This is a genomic window from Mesorhizobium sp. Root157, assembly GCF_001427385.1.
Lineage (GTDB): Bacteria > Pseudomonadota > Alphaproteobacteria > Rhizobiales > Rhizobiaceae > Mesorhizobium.
Genome location: NZ_LMGJ01000012.1, coordinates 55,905 through 71,082, shown reverse-complemented (window position 1 = coordinate 71,082; position 15,178 = coordinate 55,905). Strand labels below are relative to the sequence as shown.

Sequence of the window (15,178 nt, the reverse complement as noted above, 5' to 3'; positions counted from 1 at the left end):
CGAGCTTACCTATTAAGTATACATTGCCTCCAGATTCCATGTTATCGATCTAGAACTATATCTAAATCGATATAGACCGTAACTCGCGAGTTTTGATCTTTCCGGTATTACCTGCGGTACGACCTGCGCTCGCGCAAGGTCACGAGCGGTCCGCATTGCCGCACACTCAATCGGCTACGAAATTTCTGCTGAGCGACTGGATTTTCCTGTCGGCGATGACCTGCCGGACGGTATCGGCGTCGACTGTCCTTTCGTCTTCGGCAAAGGCGTAAACCAGGGCATAGTCGCAGATCTGGTTGATGACGCGCGGCAGACCGTTGCTGGCCGACGCGATCAGCTGGCAAGCGCTGCGCGTGAAGATCTTGCGCTTGGCTCCGGCGACGTAGAGACGGTGCGCGATGTAGGGTCCGACCGCTTCGGGGGGCATGCCCGACAAGTGAAACTGCGCCGACACGCGCTGGGCGAACTGCAGCATTCGCGGCCTGGCGATGATTTCGTTGAGTTCCGGTTGGCCGACCAGCACGATCTGCAAGAGTTCGTCGCTCTCGTCATTGAGGTTCGACAGGCAACGCAATTCCTCAAGCATCTTGGCCGACAGGTTCTGGGCTTCATCGAAAATCAGCACGGTGTGGCGCCCTTCGGCGCGCTCGCTGCGAAGGAATTCCTCAAGCTGGCTGAAACGCTGGACATAGGACACGCCCCGGCCCAACGGCTGCCCCAGCGAATCCAGCACCCAATGCAGCAATTGCCCCCTGTCGCCATGAGCGTTGGAGACCAGCCCGATGCGCAGGTCCGGGGCGGCTGCGCTGAGCAGGTGACGGATCAGCGTCGTCTTCCCGGCTCCGATCTCGCCGGTAATGACGCTGATTGGGGCAAAGGTGGCGAGCGCATATTCGAGCATCGAATAGGCACGGCTGTGGTTGGTCGACCAGAACAGGAAGCCGGGATCGGGAACAAGGCTGAAGGGCCGGCCCTTGATGCCGAAATGACTGGAATAGATCAGGAAGCTGCTCGACCCGCCCGAAGGCCGGGCCTGCGGCTCGTCATTCACCGATGGATCGTCGTGCTTTGCCGCAAACTGCTTTCGATTGTGCAACACAATGCCCCCGCTCAATAGCCGTATTTTTCCGGCGCATAGCGGCACTTGTTGAGCACGGTGCCGAGCAGATTGGTTTTTTCGGACAGTTCCCGTTCGCACAGATCGACCTCCGATACCGTGCTTTCTTCGGCCGCAACCACCAGGATGGCGCAATCGACATTGGGCAGGAACCCCATGACATCGTCGTTGGCCAGCATCGGCGGCAGATCGAAGATGACGATATCGGCGGCAAGCTTTTTCCGCACCGCCGATACTGCATGCGCGGCCTCCGGACTCTGCAGCAATTCCGCAGCCATGCGGACGGGCCGGTTGTTGGAGGCGACGGCAAGGTTGTCGCCATAGCGCGAGAACATGTTCTCGACACCAATATTTCCCTTCAGGAATTCTTCCATGGAGGGCGGCGACTTGACGCCAAGCACCTCGGCGACCTGCGGCCGGCGAAGGTCGAGGTCCACCAAAGCCGTGCGGCAATCCTTCTGGTTGGCGAGAGAGAAGGCCAGGTTCAGCCCGACGACCGTCTTGCCGCAGCGCGCCGTCGGCGAGGTAATCATCAAGGACGTCCAGTCGTTCTCGCGCATCACATGCATGACCTTGGTGCGCAGGATGTCGAAGGCGACGTGGGCCGGGTCGGTGCGCCCCACGGTTACGAGCCGGCCCTGTTCGACACGCCAGGGATCGGGTCTTCCTGCCGGAAGAGCTGCCCAAATCGAAGCCGGGGACGAAACCGGCAAAGGCGGGGCCGGCGAGACAGATGGAGCGACATGGGGGGCAGCCAAGGACGGCGCCTTGCCGTTGGCCTTGCCATTGATCTTGCCATTGGTCTTTTGGCTGGGCCTGGATTTCCGCTTTGGCTGCGGGGGAAACTGCGGCTGTGACTTCTCGGGAATGTGCTGCTGCGCCCTCGCCTTGACCAGCGCGGCCTGAATCAATTCCATACCTTCCGCCTTTGCACCTGCCAGCACGATCCGTTTACCTTCCCGCTTTCCTGCCACGTCAGACCGCCCCATCGGCAGAAACGCCGATGGCCGGATTTTGCGGTTCAGGGGTGATGATGTCGGACGCGCCCATGCCAAGGAATGCCGCCACGGCAATGCTGCCGGTCAAAGCCAGACCCAGGCGCAGCCTGCGGAATTTCGATTTTTTCTCTTCGGGGCTCATAATATAGGGGATGGTGGCAAGCGGCTGGGCCTGCAGGAACTCTGCGAGTTCGGCCGGCCGGCGAATGGTCTTGTTCAACAACTCAAGCAGCACGACGAGGCCAAGCCCGGCAGCGACGCCCCCCAGGATGCTCGTTGCGACGATGCGCAGCCTGTTCGGCCGCACGGGTGTCTCGGGCGCGACGGCAGGCTCGACGATCGAGAAGCGCCCCCCCTTGGAATGGGCTTCGATCTGCTCGCCGGTCGAAGCCTGGGCCTGAAGGGCGGTTGCCGCATTGTATTGCGCCTGAATGTTGTTGCGCGTCCGCTCAAGCGCGCTGAGCCTGGTGTCGTTACCGGGCGTTGCGGTGATCGACTTCGTCAGCTTGGCGATGTTGTCGGTGATCGACGCCTTTTCCTCGGAGATATAGCGCAGCCGCTCGTCGATATCGGACAATTGCAGGTCGAGTTCGGTAGGACCCGCCTTCTTGTCGGTTCCGCGCGAGGCTGTTGTGATCTTCTCCTGCAAGGCGGCTATGCGCTTGCGCAGGGCAACAACGTTCGGGCTCGTCTCCGAAAAGATCGTCAGCTGGTCGCCCAGCGCCCGATTCATGTCCTGAAGCATTTGCTGGTCGGGGCTCAGCGGCCCCGCAGTGGCCAATTGCCCGGTGTTCTGGAAAAGCTGGACGAGATTATTTCGGCGGCTGCGAAGACCCGCCTCCTCCCGCTCCATCTGGGACAGCCGGTCTTGCAAGCCGCTCTGCTGGCTGCGCCGGAAATCCAGGCTGTCGGGAAGCGCATCCTTGTTGGCGTTCTTGAATTTCAGGATTTCGGCTTCGAGTCCGCTCAGTTCGTTGCCCAGCCTATCGACCTCCTGGTCGAAGAATTTCATCGTTTCCCCGGCTCGGCCCGTGCGCGAGATGGCGTTCTTGTCGACCACCCGATCAACCAGGTCGTTGACGACACGAGCGGCAAGTTGCGGATCCTTCGCGTCGAACGAAATGGCAAAGACGGTCGCCCCTGCGCCGCGGCTTTGCGTTTCCAACTGGACCTGCTCGAAATGGAGGCGCTCGCGCATATCCTCGGCAACATCGGTGGCCGACATTTTGGCGATGTCGCTGCCATAGACGTCGAGGCGCTTGGCCAAGGCCTGCAACTTGTCCTGGGTCGTAACTTCCTGCTGGATGACTTCGAACTGCTCCACGGCGCTGATCGGAACGGTCGAACGCGCCATTTCCGTGGGAATCTGCGGGGCCTCCACGAGTATCTTGGCGCTCGCCCGGTAAAGCGCCGGCATCAGCAGCGCCAGAGCCACGCCGCCGACGGTGAACACCGCGATGATCGCCGCGACCTGAGGCAGGCGCCGCAACAGCAGCGAGAGATAAAAGCGCAGATCAACATCACCCATGGCCGGCTCACGACTGCATCCGGCACCCATGCCGGCAGCTGCATTTTCGGGTGTCGGCCTAGCCGACGATAGACCGCTGATAGGCGCTAAGGGTGTCAGCGGCAGCCAACCGACCTAATCCTTTTGCGGGACATTGCGCCATCTCGGGCTATACAAAAGGGTCTAGGGCCTGAACCTATCATAGGGCCGGGGCTTCAATAGCCGCTTCCCGTGCGATGCAGCGCAGTCGTGGAGCCGCGGATTTCGATGCCATAGTCGCGCGCGAACAGGCCAACCTCGTCAAGCAAGCCGACGACGAACTCAGACTGCGCCTGAAGTGCTGCAATGCGCTGCGAATATCTCGACATCGAGTTGGTCAGGTCATCCACCTTTTCCGACAGATAGTCAGCGCCGTCATCTTCCAACGCCGCCATCGAGAAGGCTGCATTTTCAGCCGCTCGCTCGCGCCTCGCCCGAAAACCGGAACGCTCGCCCTCGATCTCGGCGACAAGAACAGACAGCGCGTCGGCAAGACGCTGCATCCGTACTGCGTCCCCGGCACTGTCCCGGTCGGTGCTGCGAACTCTGAACCCGAACAAGGCCATGATCTTCTCCCGTTGCGTCGATGCGACCAGCGCATCGGTTGCGAAAGGCAATTCTGGTCTATCCGGGTGGCTTTTCCATCTGGTCATTCGGCTGTTGAAGGACCGGGGCGGGCGGCTGATCTTACGCCATAAAGCTTATGCGTACGCTCAGCCGATGCTTGCTATCAAGGTCCACCCGTGCGCGACGCCAGCTGGACCTGCACGCCGCGCCGCCCCGTCGACAGGACATGCCATGGCCTCACCACCTCGATTGAGCGTCGTCATCCCGCATCTCAACGATCAGGAGGGCCTGCGCCGCTGCCTGCTCTCGCTCGACGCACAAAAGCGCGACGGAATTGCCTTCGAAATCATCGTCGTCGACAATGGGTCCGCGGAGTTGCCTGAGCAGGCGTGCGCCGGCATCGCCGACGTACATCTGGATCATGAGGCAACGCCGGGACCCGGTCCGGCGCGAAATCGCGGCGTCAGTCTCGCGCGCGCCGACCTCATCGCCTTCATCGATGCGGACTGCGTCGCCTGTCCCGGCTGGGTGCGCTCGATCGTCGAGTACTTCGACCGAAATCCCGCAATCGGCTTCCTGGGAGGCGACATCGGTATCCTGGCCGCCGACCCGGACAGTCTGACCGCCGTCGAGGCGTATGAAAGCATCTACAGCTACCGCGCCCGCGACTACGTGGAGCGATACGGATTCGCCGCGACAGGCAACATGTCGGTGCGGGGGTCCGTTTTCCGCGCCGTCGGCCCGTTCGGCGGCATCGCCACCATGGAAGATACCGAATGGGGGCAGCGGGCGTCAGCGATGGGCTTCAAGGTAGACTACTTGCCGCAAGCCAGGGTGCTCACGAACTCCTGCAGATCGTTCCCGCAACTGGCCAAGCGATGGGATCGGCAAGTGGCGCACGAGTTCCGCAACGTCGACGATGCCAAAGCCATGGTCCGCTGGCTCTTCACCGGAGCGGTGATCGCCGCTTAGCCGATACCGGAAATCGTTTCGATCGCGCGATCGAAGCGGATATCCAGCCTGCGCACCAGATGGCTGGCGCTGGCTTGCCTGACCCGCATCCGCCTCTATCGGGCAAGGCGGATGTTCAGCCTCGCGCTGAAAGACGACAGCGCCGCCGTGGTCGATACCTGGAACAGGGAAAATTCCTGAGGCGGTAGTGACACTACGACCTGGGAGGGGTGGTCTTGGCGCCGCCCTACGCCTTGCGGCTATGCTGCGTTATCCACCCTATTCGTTTTGATGCCCACGCAGGCACGCCCCTCTCCCTTTGAAGGCAATGAAGACCGATCGGAGGCTTCGCCTGCGCATTTCGAACAGATGCAGTTGGAAAGAAGGCTTGGCACCTGACTGCGCTGAAAATCGAAAATGCACCGAAAACCCACTGATTGGGTTATGGAAAAATTGAAATTTCCAGATCTACCCCGGCGAATCCAGGCTCAACCGCAAATCATTTTGTGAGAGTGCCAATACTATTATTCGTATCTAGATCGAACTGTCTAACATCGATGAATTGCTGCTCAAAATCATAATTGGTTAATCTTTTATTATCGTGAATTGTTCTGCGAGAGGGAACTGCCCTTCCAGATAATTTCACTTGAGTTTTGTCTTGGCGCTCGGGCGCCTGGAGAAACCATCATTTGGCGGGTCGGTCTATGCTGGAAGAATATTCCAGAACGCACATTCATGCTTTGCCGTTCGATTTGCCGGAAAGCAATCGCACGCCATTGTCACGACAAATCTACTTCGGCCTTAAGCGCGGGTTCGATATCGCAGCCACGGTAGCCGTTGCGCCCGTGGCATTGTCGCTGGTCGGCGCCCTGGCAATCCTGGTCAGGCTCGATGGAGGGCGAGCGTTCTACAGCCAGCCGCGTATCGGCAGGAGCGGAAAGACCTTCAGGCTGTGGAAACTGCGCACGATGGTGCCCGGCGCCGAAGCCAAGCTGGAGCAGCACCTGAAGGACAATCCAACGGCGCGCATCGAATGGGACGCCAATCAAAAACTCAGGCACGATCCACGCATTACGACGATCGGCGGGTTTTTGCGCAAATACTCCCTCGATGAGCTGCCGCAGTTGCTCAACGTATTTCTAGGGCAGATGTCGCTCGTGGGGCCACGCCCGATGTGCCTCGATCAGCGCTCGCAATATCCAGGGACAGCCTATTTCGAACTCCGGCCAGGCTTGACCGGACTATGGCAGATCAGCGATCGCAACAATTGCACCTTCACCGAACGCGCCATGCACGACACGCGCTATGCTCGCATCATGTCGTTTCAGACGGATTTGCAGATCATGGTCCGGACTGTCGGCGTCGTCTTTCGCGGAACCGGGCTCTGAGCCCCACACCTACTACCGGTCAGAAAAACGGGCCGCCATGCAGTGCATGGCGACCCGGCCCCGGTCAGAAATGAGGCCCAAGCTTTCGATCAGTAATGAATGGCCGGCATGCGCGCGGCGGCATGATTGACATGCGAAGGCACGACGAAATCGCCCGGAAAAAGGTCGTTGATCTTGAAGGCAACTTCCGTCCGGTTCGTCGCCTTCAGCTTCTTCATGATATTGCGGATATGGACCTTGACCGTGCTTTCACGAAGATTGAGTTCGTATGCGATGATCTTGTTGGCCTTGCCCCGGCGCAGCGCTTCCACGACCTCGGTCTGCCGCAAGGTGAACATTCCCGCCATCGGACGAGCCGGCTCGGCGCCGGATTCGAGCATCTGGCGCATCGCCATCACGCTGCTTGCAGGAACAAACACACCGCCAGCCAGCGCCAATCCGATCGCCTCGATGCAGACCTGGATATTGACCGAAGACGGGATGTAGCCGCGCGCGCCGCATTCCAATGCCTTGACGATTTGCGGCAGTTCGTCTCCGTCGGCCAACACGATGACCGGCACGCCCTCAAGTTCCACCGACAGATTTCTGATCTCTTCGGCAACGGACGGCTCGGTGATCTTCCGGCTGCCGACGTTGACGAGGATGGCGGAAGCCGCCGGATGGTACGACCGCTTCGTCTTCCATTCCTCGATCGAGGCAAAGGCAAGAACGTTCATCCCGGTCTTCTGGGCCGCCACGCTCTGGACGAAGCATTCGCGGCCAAGTGCCCGCGAATCGATCATTACCACGAACTTGGCAGGCTGTGCCGATATCTCAGAAACGCTGTCGCCATCGTCAGGTCTGACAGACTGCTGCTGATAGTCGAACTGGGTATGATTTAAGTTGGTTTCTCCCATTAGTGTCATGACACATAGCTCCTTTTCCCTCCGCGGCACCAGGACCGCGGGTCGCCTTCCCACCCGCTTCTCCGAATAAGAAGCGCCCTTGGCTTGGGGCCAATGGCGCCACCCTGCCATTCAGGGAGCAAACTCGGTTTGGCGGACTATTGCACCAGACTGGAATAGATAAAAAGATTGTACTAGTCATTAATTTAGGTTAACGAAGCTTTAAATTTACGTTCTTTTTCCCAGCTATCTTACGAGCTATTGGTTTAGTTGGTTAATTTGTCAGTTATACACATATTCTTCTAATACAAGGTCAGCTAAATTACCAAATCAGATCACTTGCAGATCAATAACCTGAAACGTAAGGATTATTTCAGCCGTACCGGGAGCCGCCATAAACTCGCCAACCCGCTGTCTCGTCTTGCAACACCGGCCCGGCCTGCCCCCGAAGAGCTTCGGGAAATTCCGCTGACCTTGGTAAGCCGGGGAACGTGCGCTTCAGGCAAGGACCGGCTTCTCAAGATTGCCGGGCGACTATACCGGATGGTTAAAATTGCTCATTTCGGGCTTCTTTTCCGGCAAGCGCCAAGACTGGCTGAATACGTCTATCGAAGGTCAATTCGACAATAGATGTCCAGCAAAATGCGGTGCAAGCCGCATACATATTTCGATGTATGCGACTTGCACATGAAGGGTGGAGGAACGCTAAAAAGAGGAGCCCGGGAAAACGGGCAGGAAAAAGAATACGAACCAGTAACCGCCGAAATGCGACATGTGAAGCTTGCGCAAGACTTGCACGCATTTCGCGCGACCCGGAACTCAGCCTGGATTGCATCTATGACATTAATCTGGATTAGTGTTCCATGCTTAGTTTGGGTACTATAATTCAAATTGCAACTACTGTTCACAACTGAGATCGGGGCCTGCCTGCAGCATGGTAGCTCGTACGGATGCAATTTTCCGCAAGTTGGGGGCGTATACGACGCTGAGCCCCCAAGAAGCGGCAATGCTTGAAGCGCTGCAAGGCGCGCGGACTTTTGTCGCTGCCGGAAAGGAACTCATCTATGAGGGGCAGCACCAGCACGCCGCCTATATTCTGCACGACGGATGGACCTGCGCCTACAAACGATTGCGGGACGGCGCACGGCAAATCGTCGAAATAGAGATACCTGGAGACTTCATCGGCCTGCGCAGCCTGTTGCTGCGAAATTCCGATCAAAGCGTCGTTGCACTGACCAACGTCGAAATCAGCAGGATCAATACCGACCGGCTATGGGAGGCATTCCGCCTTACGCCGAAGCTGATCACCACCTTGCTGTGGGCGGCCTCGCGCGACGAAGCCATGGTGACTGAGCACCTGGTCTGCGTGGGCAAGCGCGACGCGATGGCCCGGACCGCACACTTCCTGCTCGAACTCGGCGCGCGCATGGAACTGATCGGCCTCGGCTCCCCCACCTCATACCGGTGTCCACTTTCGCAAAGCATCGTCGCCGATGCCGTCGGCATCACCGCCATCCATCTCAACCGCGTGCTGCGCCACTTGCGCGAGGCGGAACTTCTTCTTTTCAGGGACGGCGTGGTAACTTTCGTCGACAAGGACCGGCTCGCGCAACTGACCGATTTCGACTTCGCCTACATGGACCATTACAAGCCGGGCTGATCCCCGCGAAGGGAATGCAGGCACCCGACGGCCGCGGCGGTTGTTCGCTTGCTAGAGTTTCGCCCTGGTGCTGCGCGGGGTGGCAAGCAGCAGGCTGGTTTCGCTGCCGGTAATGCCTGGGATCAGCCTGATCTTGCGCAGCACCGTATCGAGATCGGTGAGCGTGCCGGTGCCCAGTTCGATGACCAGATCCCAACGGCCGTTGGTCGTGTGCACCTGCGAAATTTCGGAGAAGCCGCCCAGAGCCCTGATCACCCGGTCGGCGGCATGGCCCTCGATCTCGATCAGCATGATACCGCGAACGGGCTGGTCCACCGCGTCGGCGCGCAGGATCACCGTGTAGCCGACAATGTCGCCCGACTTTTCCAACCGCGCCATGCGCGAGCGCACCGTTGCACGCGACACGCCAAGGTCGACTGCCAGATCCGAGATGCTGCGGCGGCCCTGATGTCGAAGAAGCGTGACCAGCCTTTTGTCCAGATCGTCCATAGAATTTCCATTCTGGAAAACAGTTCTGCCGAAATGGACACATTCCTTGGCATATTTGTCAATTCACCCACTTCATTTTGCCAGTGCCTTCCAGTCCAATGCCGCCTTCTTCGACAGGGGCGGCACATGCACTGCAAGATTCTGGGAGCACCGGTTCAGGATGGAACCGGCCGCATGGGGTGTGAAATGGGACCGAGCGCGTTGCGCACTGCAGGTCTCGGTCATGCGCTGATCGAGCTTGGCCACACGCTGACCGACCTTGGAACGGTCGTTCCCGTACCTGTCGCCGTGGCCCAGCACAGCAACAAGGCCTTGAAAGCACTGCCGCAGATATCGGCATGGACCGCGGCAATCGCCGAAGCGGCCTATGCGGCGTGCGTCGATGCCATGCCGATCTTTCTGGGCGGCGACCACAGCATTTCGGCGGGCACGGTATCGGGCGTTGCGCGCCATGCCGCCGAAACGGGCCGGCCGCTTTTCGTGCTGTGGCTCGATGCGCACCCGGATTTCCATACGCTGGACACGACAGCCAGCGGCAATTTGCACGGTGTGCCGCTGGCCTATGCGTCCGGCCTGCCCGGCTTCGAAGGCTATTTCCCCGACCGCGCCTTTACGGTGGACCCGAAACGCGTGTGCACGCTGGGCCTTCGCAGCGTAGATCCGGCCGAGCGCGAGGCGCTTTTTCGCGTTGGCGTCACCGTTCACGACATGCGCATGATCGACGAACACGGCATGGCTCCGCTGTTGCGCGCTTTCCTTGAACGGGTCAGGCAAGAGAACGGGCTTTTGCATGTCAGCCTGGACGTGGATTTCCTGGACCCCTTTATCGCGCCGGCCGTCGGCACCACGGTTCCGGGCGGGGCAACCTTCCGCGAAGCCCATCTGGTCATGGAAATGCTGCACGACAGCGGGCTGGTCACCAGCCTTGACCTCGTCGAACTGAACCCCTTCCTCGATGAGCGCGGGCGCACCGCCAGCCTGATCGTCGATCTCACGGCAAGCCTGATGGGCCGCCGCATCATGGACCGCCCGACCAGGAGCTTTTGATGACAATCCCCAATCTCAACATCGTCCCCTTCGTCAGCGTGGAAAACATGATGAAGCTGGTCCTGGAGATCGGCGTGGACCGCTTCCTCACAGATCTGGCCGCTTATATCGAGGAGGATTTCCGGCGCTGGGACCTGTTCGACAAGACGCCGCGCGTCGCCTCGCACAGCCATGACGGCGTCATCGAACTGATGCCGACCAGCGATGGCCAACTCTACGGCTTCAAATATGTAAACGGCCATCCCAAGAACATGCGCGAAGGCCGCCAGACAGTGACCGCCTTCGGCGTGCTTGCCGATGTCGGTTCGGGCTATCCGATGCTGCTCACCGAAATGACGATCCTGACGGCGCTCCGCACCGCCGCCACGTCGGCGGTGGCGGCCAAGTACCTCGCGCCAAAAGGGGCCGACACGATGGCCATCGTCGGCAATGGCGCCCAGTCGGAGTTCCAGGCGACGGCGTTCAAGGCGCTGCTCGGCATCGACAGGCTGCGTCTTTACGACATCGACGGTTCGGCAAGCCGCAAATGCGCGGCCAATCTCAAGGGACAGGGCTTCGACATCACCATTTGCAAGACCGCTCAGGAGGCGGTCGAAGGCGCCCACATCATCACCACGGTGACGGCCGACAAGCAGTATGCGATGATCCTGACCGACAACATGGTTGGCACCGGAGTGCACATCAACGCCGTTGGCGGCGATTGCCCAGGCAAGACCGAACTGCACCGCGATATCCTGCTGCGCTCGCACATCGTCGTCGAGTATCCGCCGCAGACGCGCGTCGAAGGCGAAATCCAGCAACTCGCGGCGGATCATCCGGTGACCGAGTTGTGGCAGGTGATGACCGGCAAGGCACCCGGACGCGATGACCAAAGGCAGATCACGCTGTTCGATTCGGTCGGCTTCGCAATCGAGGATTTCTCGGCATTGCGCTATGTGCGCGACCAGCTTCGCACGATCCCGCGCTACGATGAGTTGGACCTGCTCGCCGACCCCGACGAGCCGCGCGACCTGTTCGGCATGCTCTTGCGTCAGGCGACCAAACAAACCGCGTGAACCCGCAGCGGTTATCCCACTCCACTGGTGCGCCATGGTGCATTCCCGGGGCGGATGGCGGCGCCAGGTCGACCTATGGCGCCCCACCGGCCCTGCGGCTTGCCGGACCTGGTCAGCACGCGCTCAGGCACCGCGCAGCCACAAGCCCCTCACTTGCAACAACGATTGCAACCCAGGACGGCAGGCCATGCAGAATCCGGCGGCATCCCGCTGGAATTCAGCTTGACGCGCGCCACCAAAATGGAATAAATGTTTCACTGCTAATACATTTTGGCTTTTATGTTCCGCTTTGGGCGATTTGAGACCCCGGTCGCAGGAAGCGGGCACGACAAGGAAACAGGAGCAATTCCCCGGCCAGCCGGGGATTCCGGAACAATGGGTGCCACCGGACACCAACTGTGGAGGAGATGTGAGATGAGGAAGCTACTTTTGGGCGCCGCTCTGTCGGCGCTGATGACGGGTTCCGCGTTTGCGCAGAATATCGGCGTGTCGATGGCCCTGTTCGACGACAACTTCCTGACCGTGCTTCGCAACGGCATGGTCGACTACGCCAAGACGCTCGACGGCGTGACGCTGCAGGTCGAAGACGCGCAGAACGATGTCGCCAAGCAGCAAAGCCAGGTGCAAAACTTCATCGCCAGCGGTGTCGACGCAATCGTCGTCAACCCGGTCGATACGGACGCGACCGTTGCCCTGTCCAAAATCGCTGCGGATGCAGGCATTCCGCTGGTCTATGTAAACCGGGAACCGGTCAACGCCGCTGAACTGCCGGCCAACCAGTCCTTCGTAGGCTCGGACGAGAAGGAATCCGGGACTCTGGAAACGCAGGAGGTCTGCCGCCTTCTCAAGGAAGCCGGCAAGACCGAAGCCAATATCGTCGTCATGATGGGCGAACTGTCCAACCAGGCGGCGCGCCAGCGCACGCAAGACGTGCATGACGTGATCGCCACGCCGGAATGCTCCTTCATGAAGATCGTGGAAGAACAGACCGCCAACTGGCAGCGCACGCAGGCATCCGACCTGATGACCAACTGGCTCTCGGCTGGCGTCCAGTTCGACGCGATCGTTTCCAACAACGATGAAATGGCCATCGGCGCGATCCAGGCGCTCAAGGCCGCCGGCAAGGACACCTCCAAGGAGATCATCGGTGGCGTCGATGCGACCCAGGATGCGCTTGCGGCGATGAAGGCCGGAGACCTGAAGGTCACCGTGTTCCAGGACGCTGCCGGCCAGGGCCAGGGAGCGGTGGATACCGCTCTCAAGATTGCCAAGGGCGAAAAGGTGGACAGCAAGGTCTACATTCCGTTCAAACTGGTGACTCCGGCCAACGTGGACGAGTACCTGTCGAAGAACTGAGCCACAGCGGCGGCCATGCCCGGACAGCAAACTGTTGCCCGGGCATGGAACGCAACTGCCGTTGCCGCGATCTCGCGTCAGCCAAGCGGGCCGATTGAGCAGAAGCTCCGTCCGACGCACACTTCGATCAACCGTGACATGAGTGGAAACGAGGGCGGATCATGACCGAGGCGGCAAACCCAACCAAAGCTTCCGACGCTCCACCCATCCGGCGCAATCGCCCGGCCGAGATCAATGTCCTGATCGGGCTCATCGTCATCGCCCTCATATTCGAGGTGCTTGGCTGGCTGGTCCAGGGACAGAGCTTCCTTGCCAATGTCGAGCGGCTGAGGATCATGATCCTGCAAGTCTCGGTCGTGGGCATCATCGCCATCGGCGTCACGCAGGTCATCATCACCGGAGGCATCGACCTGTCGTCAGGGTCGGTCGTGGGCGCAACGGCCATGATCGCCATGAGTTTCGCGCAGGTAAGCACCTATCCGCGCGCCGTCTTCCCCGCCTTGACCGACCTGCCTGTGATCGTCCCTATCGCAGTCGGCCTTGGCTGCGGCCTGCTTGCGGGCCTGGTCAACGGTCTGTTGATCGCCCACACCAAGATCCCTTCCTTCATCGCCACCTTGGGCATGATGGTCACCGCGCGCGGCATTGCCAAATGGTACACCAAAGGCCAGCCGGTTTCGTTCCCGACCGACGGCTATGCCGCAATCGGCGCCGGCATGACGCCGGTGCTGATCTTCATCGCCGTGGCGATCCTGTTCCAGTTGATCCTGCGCTACACGATCTATGGCCGCCATACATACGCGATCGGCTCCAACGAACAGGCCTCGCGCGTGTCCGGCATCAATGTCGAGCGGCATCTCATTCTCGTTTACGTGGTGGCAGGCCTGCTTGCCGGCCTGGCGGGCGTCGTGCTTTCGGCGCGTGGCCTCACCGCACAGTCGGGAATGGGCGTCATGTATGAACTGGACGCCATCGCCATGGCCGTCATCGGCGGCACCTCGCTCGCCGGCGGCCGCGGCTCCATCGCCGGCACGACGCTCGGCATGCTGATTTTCGGCGTCATCATATCGGGGTTCACTTTCCTTCGGATCGACGCCTACTATCAAGAGATGCTCAAGGGCCTGATCATTGTCGGCGCCGTCGTGCTCGACGTCTACCGCCAGCGCTATCGCGGCAGGAACTGACGATGGCTTCCACAGTCGATATGACACCTCGCAGGAGGAATTGAGATGAGCGACGGGCAAACGGACATAGTCCTCAAGACGGTCGGACTGGCCAAGCGCTACGGCGGCGTGCATGCGCTTGAGGACGCCGACTTCGAACTGAGGGACGGCGAACATGTCGCCATTGTCGGCGACAACGGCGCGGGAAAGTCGACCTTCGTGCGCCAGATCACCGGCGTCGAGCAGCCAAGCGCCGGCGAGATTTACTTCGACGGCAACAAGGTCGAATTCAAAAGCCCGATCGAAGCGCGGGACCACGGCATCGAGACCGTGTTCCAGAACCTGGCGCTGGCCGACGACCTCGACGTGCCGTCCAACCTGTTCCTCGGCCGCGAGGAGCGCTACTTCAACCTGGGGCCGTTCAGCATTCTCAACGAACGCAAGATGCTTGCCCATGCGCAGGACGCCCTGCGCACCACCGGCGTCAAAATCCCCGACCTCAGGAACAAGATCCGCAATATGTCGGGCGGCCAGCGGCAATGCGTTGCGATCAGCCGCGCGGCGAGTTTTGCCTCCAAGCTCATCATCATGGACGAGCCGACCGCGGCACTGGGCGTTCAAGAGACCGCGCAAGTGGAAAACATCATTCGCACGCTGAAAAGCCGCGGCATTCCGCTTATCCTGATCAGCCACAACCTGAGGCAGGTGTTCGATCTCGTCGACCGCATCTGGGTGTTCCGGCGCGGCCGCATCGTCGGCGCCGTCGACCGCAGCAAGACCGACGGCAACGAGATCGTATCTTTAATCACGGGCGTGAAGGCGGCGGTGGACGCGCCGAACTTTGCCTAGTGGTTTGATCCAGACATTTGCATCCGTCCGATGCAAGGCGCTCTGGCAAATGTCTGGATCAGGAAACCACTAGCAAGTCTGTGATTCTAGGGGAGCTTTGAATTTGAC

14 protein-coding genes are annotated in these 15,178 nt (G+C 60.1%); 8 read left to right on the top strand and 6 right to left on the bottom strand.

Annotation, left to right across the window (positions count from 1 at the left end; all coding sequences use genetic code 11):
• Positions 1–166: 166 nt before the first annotated feature.
• From ASD64_RS08385 to ASD64_RS08370, 4 genes are all read right to left on the bottom strand, one after another.
• On the bottom strand, positions 167–1,114 hold the full coding sequence (locus ASD64_RS08385) for an ExeA family protein (RefSeq protein WP_200957816.1): 948 nt from the start codon (positions 1,112–1,114) through the stop codon (positions 167–169).
• Positions 1,111–2,034 carry a CpsD/CapB family tyrosine-protein kinase gene (locus ASD64_RS08380; RefSeq protein WP_156460075.1) on the bottom strand — a complete coding sequence of 308 codons (924 nt, stop codon included), beginning with the start codon at positions 2,032–2,034 and terminating at the stop codon, positions 1,111–1,113. The genes ASD64_RS08385 and ASD64_RS08380 overlap by 4 nt, the downstream gene beginning before the upstream one ends.
• A gap of 58 nt (positions 2,035–2,092) precedes the next feature.
• On the bottom strand, positions 2,093–3,643 hold the full coding sequence (locus tag ASD64_RS08375; RefSeq protein ID WP_082549917.1) for a GumC family protein: 1,551 nt from the start codon (positions 3,641–3,643) through the stop codon (positions 2,093–2,095).
• Between the two features lie 194 nt (positions 3,644–3,837).
• Entirely contained in the window at positions 3,838–4,278 is a 441-nt protein-coding gene (locus ASD64_RS08370; protein ID WP_056103598.1) for a hypothetical protein, read from the bottom strand.
• A 181-nt stretch (positions 4,279–4,459) separates the two neighbouring features.
• Here ASD64_RS08370 and ASD64_RS08365 point away from each other — a divergent pair, with 181 nt between their 5' ends.
• Complete coding sequence (locus tag ASD64_RS08365) at positions 4,460–5,200, top strand: glycosyltransferase (protein WP_244480742.1); 741 nt, start codon at positions 4,460–4,462, stop codon at positions 5,198–5,200.
• A gap of 755 nt (positions 5,201–5,955) precedes the next feature.
• Positions 5,956–6,567 (top strand): sugar transferase, encoded by a 612-nt coding sequence (locus tag ASD64_RS08360; RefSeq protein WP_244480741.1) that lies wholly within the window; start codon positions 5,956–5,958, stop codon positions 6,565–6,567.
• 89 nt (positions 6,568–6,656) lie between these two features.
• On the opposite strand, the gene ASD64_RS08355 is transcribed toward ASD64_RS08360, so the two are convergent.
• The gene (locus ASD64_RS08355; protein ID WP_056103594.1) at positions 6,657–7,463 is read right to left on the bottom strand and encodes a response regulator transcription factor; all 807 of its coding nucleotides are present in this window, start codon (positions 7,461–7,463) and stop codon (positions 6,657–6,659) included.
• 994 nt (positions 7,464–8,457) lie between these two features.
• Between ASD64_RS08355 and ASD64_RS08350 the strand changes: the two genes are divergently transcribed.
• Positions 8,458–9,111 carry a Crp/Fnr family transcriptional regulator gene (locus tag ASD64_RS08350; RefSeq protein ID WP_200957815.1) on the top strand — a complete coding sequence of 218 codons (654 nt, stop codon included), beginning with the start codon at positions 8,458–8,460 and terminating at the stop codon, positions 9,109–9,111.
• 51 nt (positions 9,112–9,162) lie between these two features.
• On the opposite strand, the gene ASD64_RS08345 is transcribed toward ASD64_RS08350, so the two are convergent.
• Positions 9,163–9,600, bottom strand: a complete 438-nt coding sequence (locus tag ASD64_RS08345; protein ID WP_056103588.1) for an Lrp/AsnC family transcriptional regulator — start codon at positions 9,598–9,600, stop codon at positions 9,163–9,165.
• Between the two features lie 126 nt (positions 9,601–9,726).
• On the opposite strand from ASD64_RS08345, the gene rocF reads away from it, so the two are divergent.
• From rocF to ASD64_RS08320, 5 genes are all read left to right on the top strand, one after another.
• A complete protein-coding gene (rocF, locus tag ASD64_RS08340) occupies positions 9,727–10,647 on the top strand; it encodes an arginase (RefSeq protein WP_056103585.1) in 921 nt (306 codons plus the stop codon).
• Positions 10,647–11,702, top strand: coding sequence for an ornithine cyclodeaminase (locus tag ASD64_RS08335; RefSeq protein WP_056103582.1), 1,056 nt, complete (start codon positions 10,647–10,649; stop codon positions 11,700–11,702). Before rocF ends, ASD64_RS08335 begins: the two co-directional genes overlap by 1 nt.
• A 414-nt stretch (positions 11,703–12,116) precedes the next feature.
• Complete coding sequence (locus ASD64_RS08330; RefSeq protein WP_056103578.1) at positions 12,117–13,058, top strand: sugar ABC transporter substrate-binding protein; 942 nt, start codon at positions 12,117–12,119, stop codon at positions 13,056–13,058.
• Between the two features lie 161 nt (positions 13,059–13,219).
• A complete protein-coding gene (locus ASD64_RS08325; protein WP_056103574.1) occupies positions 13,220–14,242 on the top strand; it encodes an ABC transporter permease in 1,023 nt (340 codons plus the stop codon).
• Between the two features lie 45 nt (positions 14,243–14,287).
• Positions 14,288–15,070 (top strand): ATP-binding cassette domain-containing protein, encoded by a 783-nt coding sequence (locus tag ASD64_RS08320; protein ID WP_056103571.1) that lies wholly within the window; start codon positions 14,288–14,290, stop codon positions 15,068–15,070.
• Positions 15,071–15,178 lie beyond the last annotated feature (108 nt).

Coding starts and splice junctions, on each gene's coding strand:
- ASD64_RS08380 (WP_156460075.1), bottom strand. CDS start 2,034: ATGGAATTGATTCAGGCCGCGCTGGTCAAGGCGAGGGCGCAGCAGCAC.
- ASD64_RS08375 (WP_082549917.1), bottom strand. CDS start 3,643: ATGGGTGATGTTGATCTGCGCTTTTATCTCTCGCTGCTGTTGCGGCGC.
- ASD64_RS08365 (WP_244480742.1), top strand. CDS start 4,460: ATGGCCTCACCACCTCGATTGAGCGTCGTCATCCCGCATCTCAACGAT.
- ASD64_RS08355 (WP_056103594.1), bottom strand. CDS start 7,463: ATGGGAGAAACCAACTTAAATCATACCCAGTTCGACTATCAGCAGCAG.
- ASD64_RS08350 (WP_200957815.1), top strand. CDS start 8,458: ATGCTTGAAGCGCTGCAAGGCGCGCGGACTTTTGTCGCTGCCGGAAAG.
- ASD64_RS08345 (WP_056103588.1), bottom strand. CDS start 9,600: ATGGACGATCTGGACAAAAGGCTGGTCACGCTTCTTCGACATCAGGGC.
- rocF (WP_056103585.1), top strand. CDS start 9,727: ATGCACTGCAAGATTCTGGGAGCACCGGTTCAGGATGGAACCGGCCGC.
- ASD64_RS08335 (WP_056103582.1), top strand. CDS start 10,647: ATGACAATCCCCAATCTCAACATCGTCCCCTTCGTCAGCGTGGAAAAC.
- ASD64_RS08330 (WP_056103578.1), top strand. CDS start 12,117: ATGAGGAAGCTACTTTTGGGCGCCGCTCTGTCGGCGCTGATGACGGGT.
- ASD64_RS08325 (WP_056103574.1), top strand. CDS start 13,220: ATGACCGAGGCGGCAAACCCAACCAAAGCTTCCGACGCTCCACCCATC.
- ASD64_RS08320 (WP_056103571.1), top strand. CDS start 14,288: ATGAGCGACGGGCAAACGGACATAGTCCTCAAGACGGTCGGACTGGCC.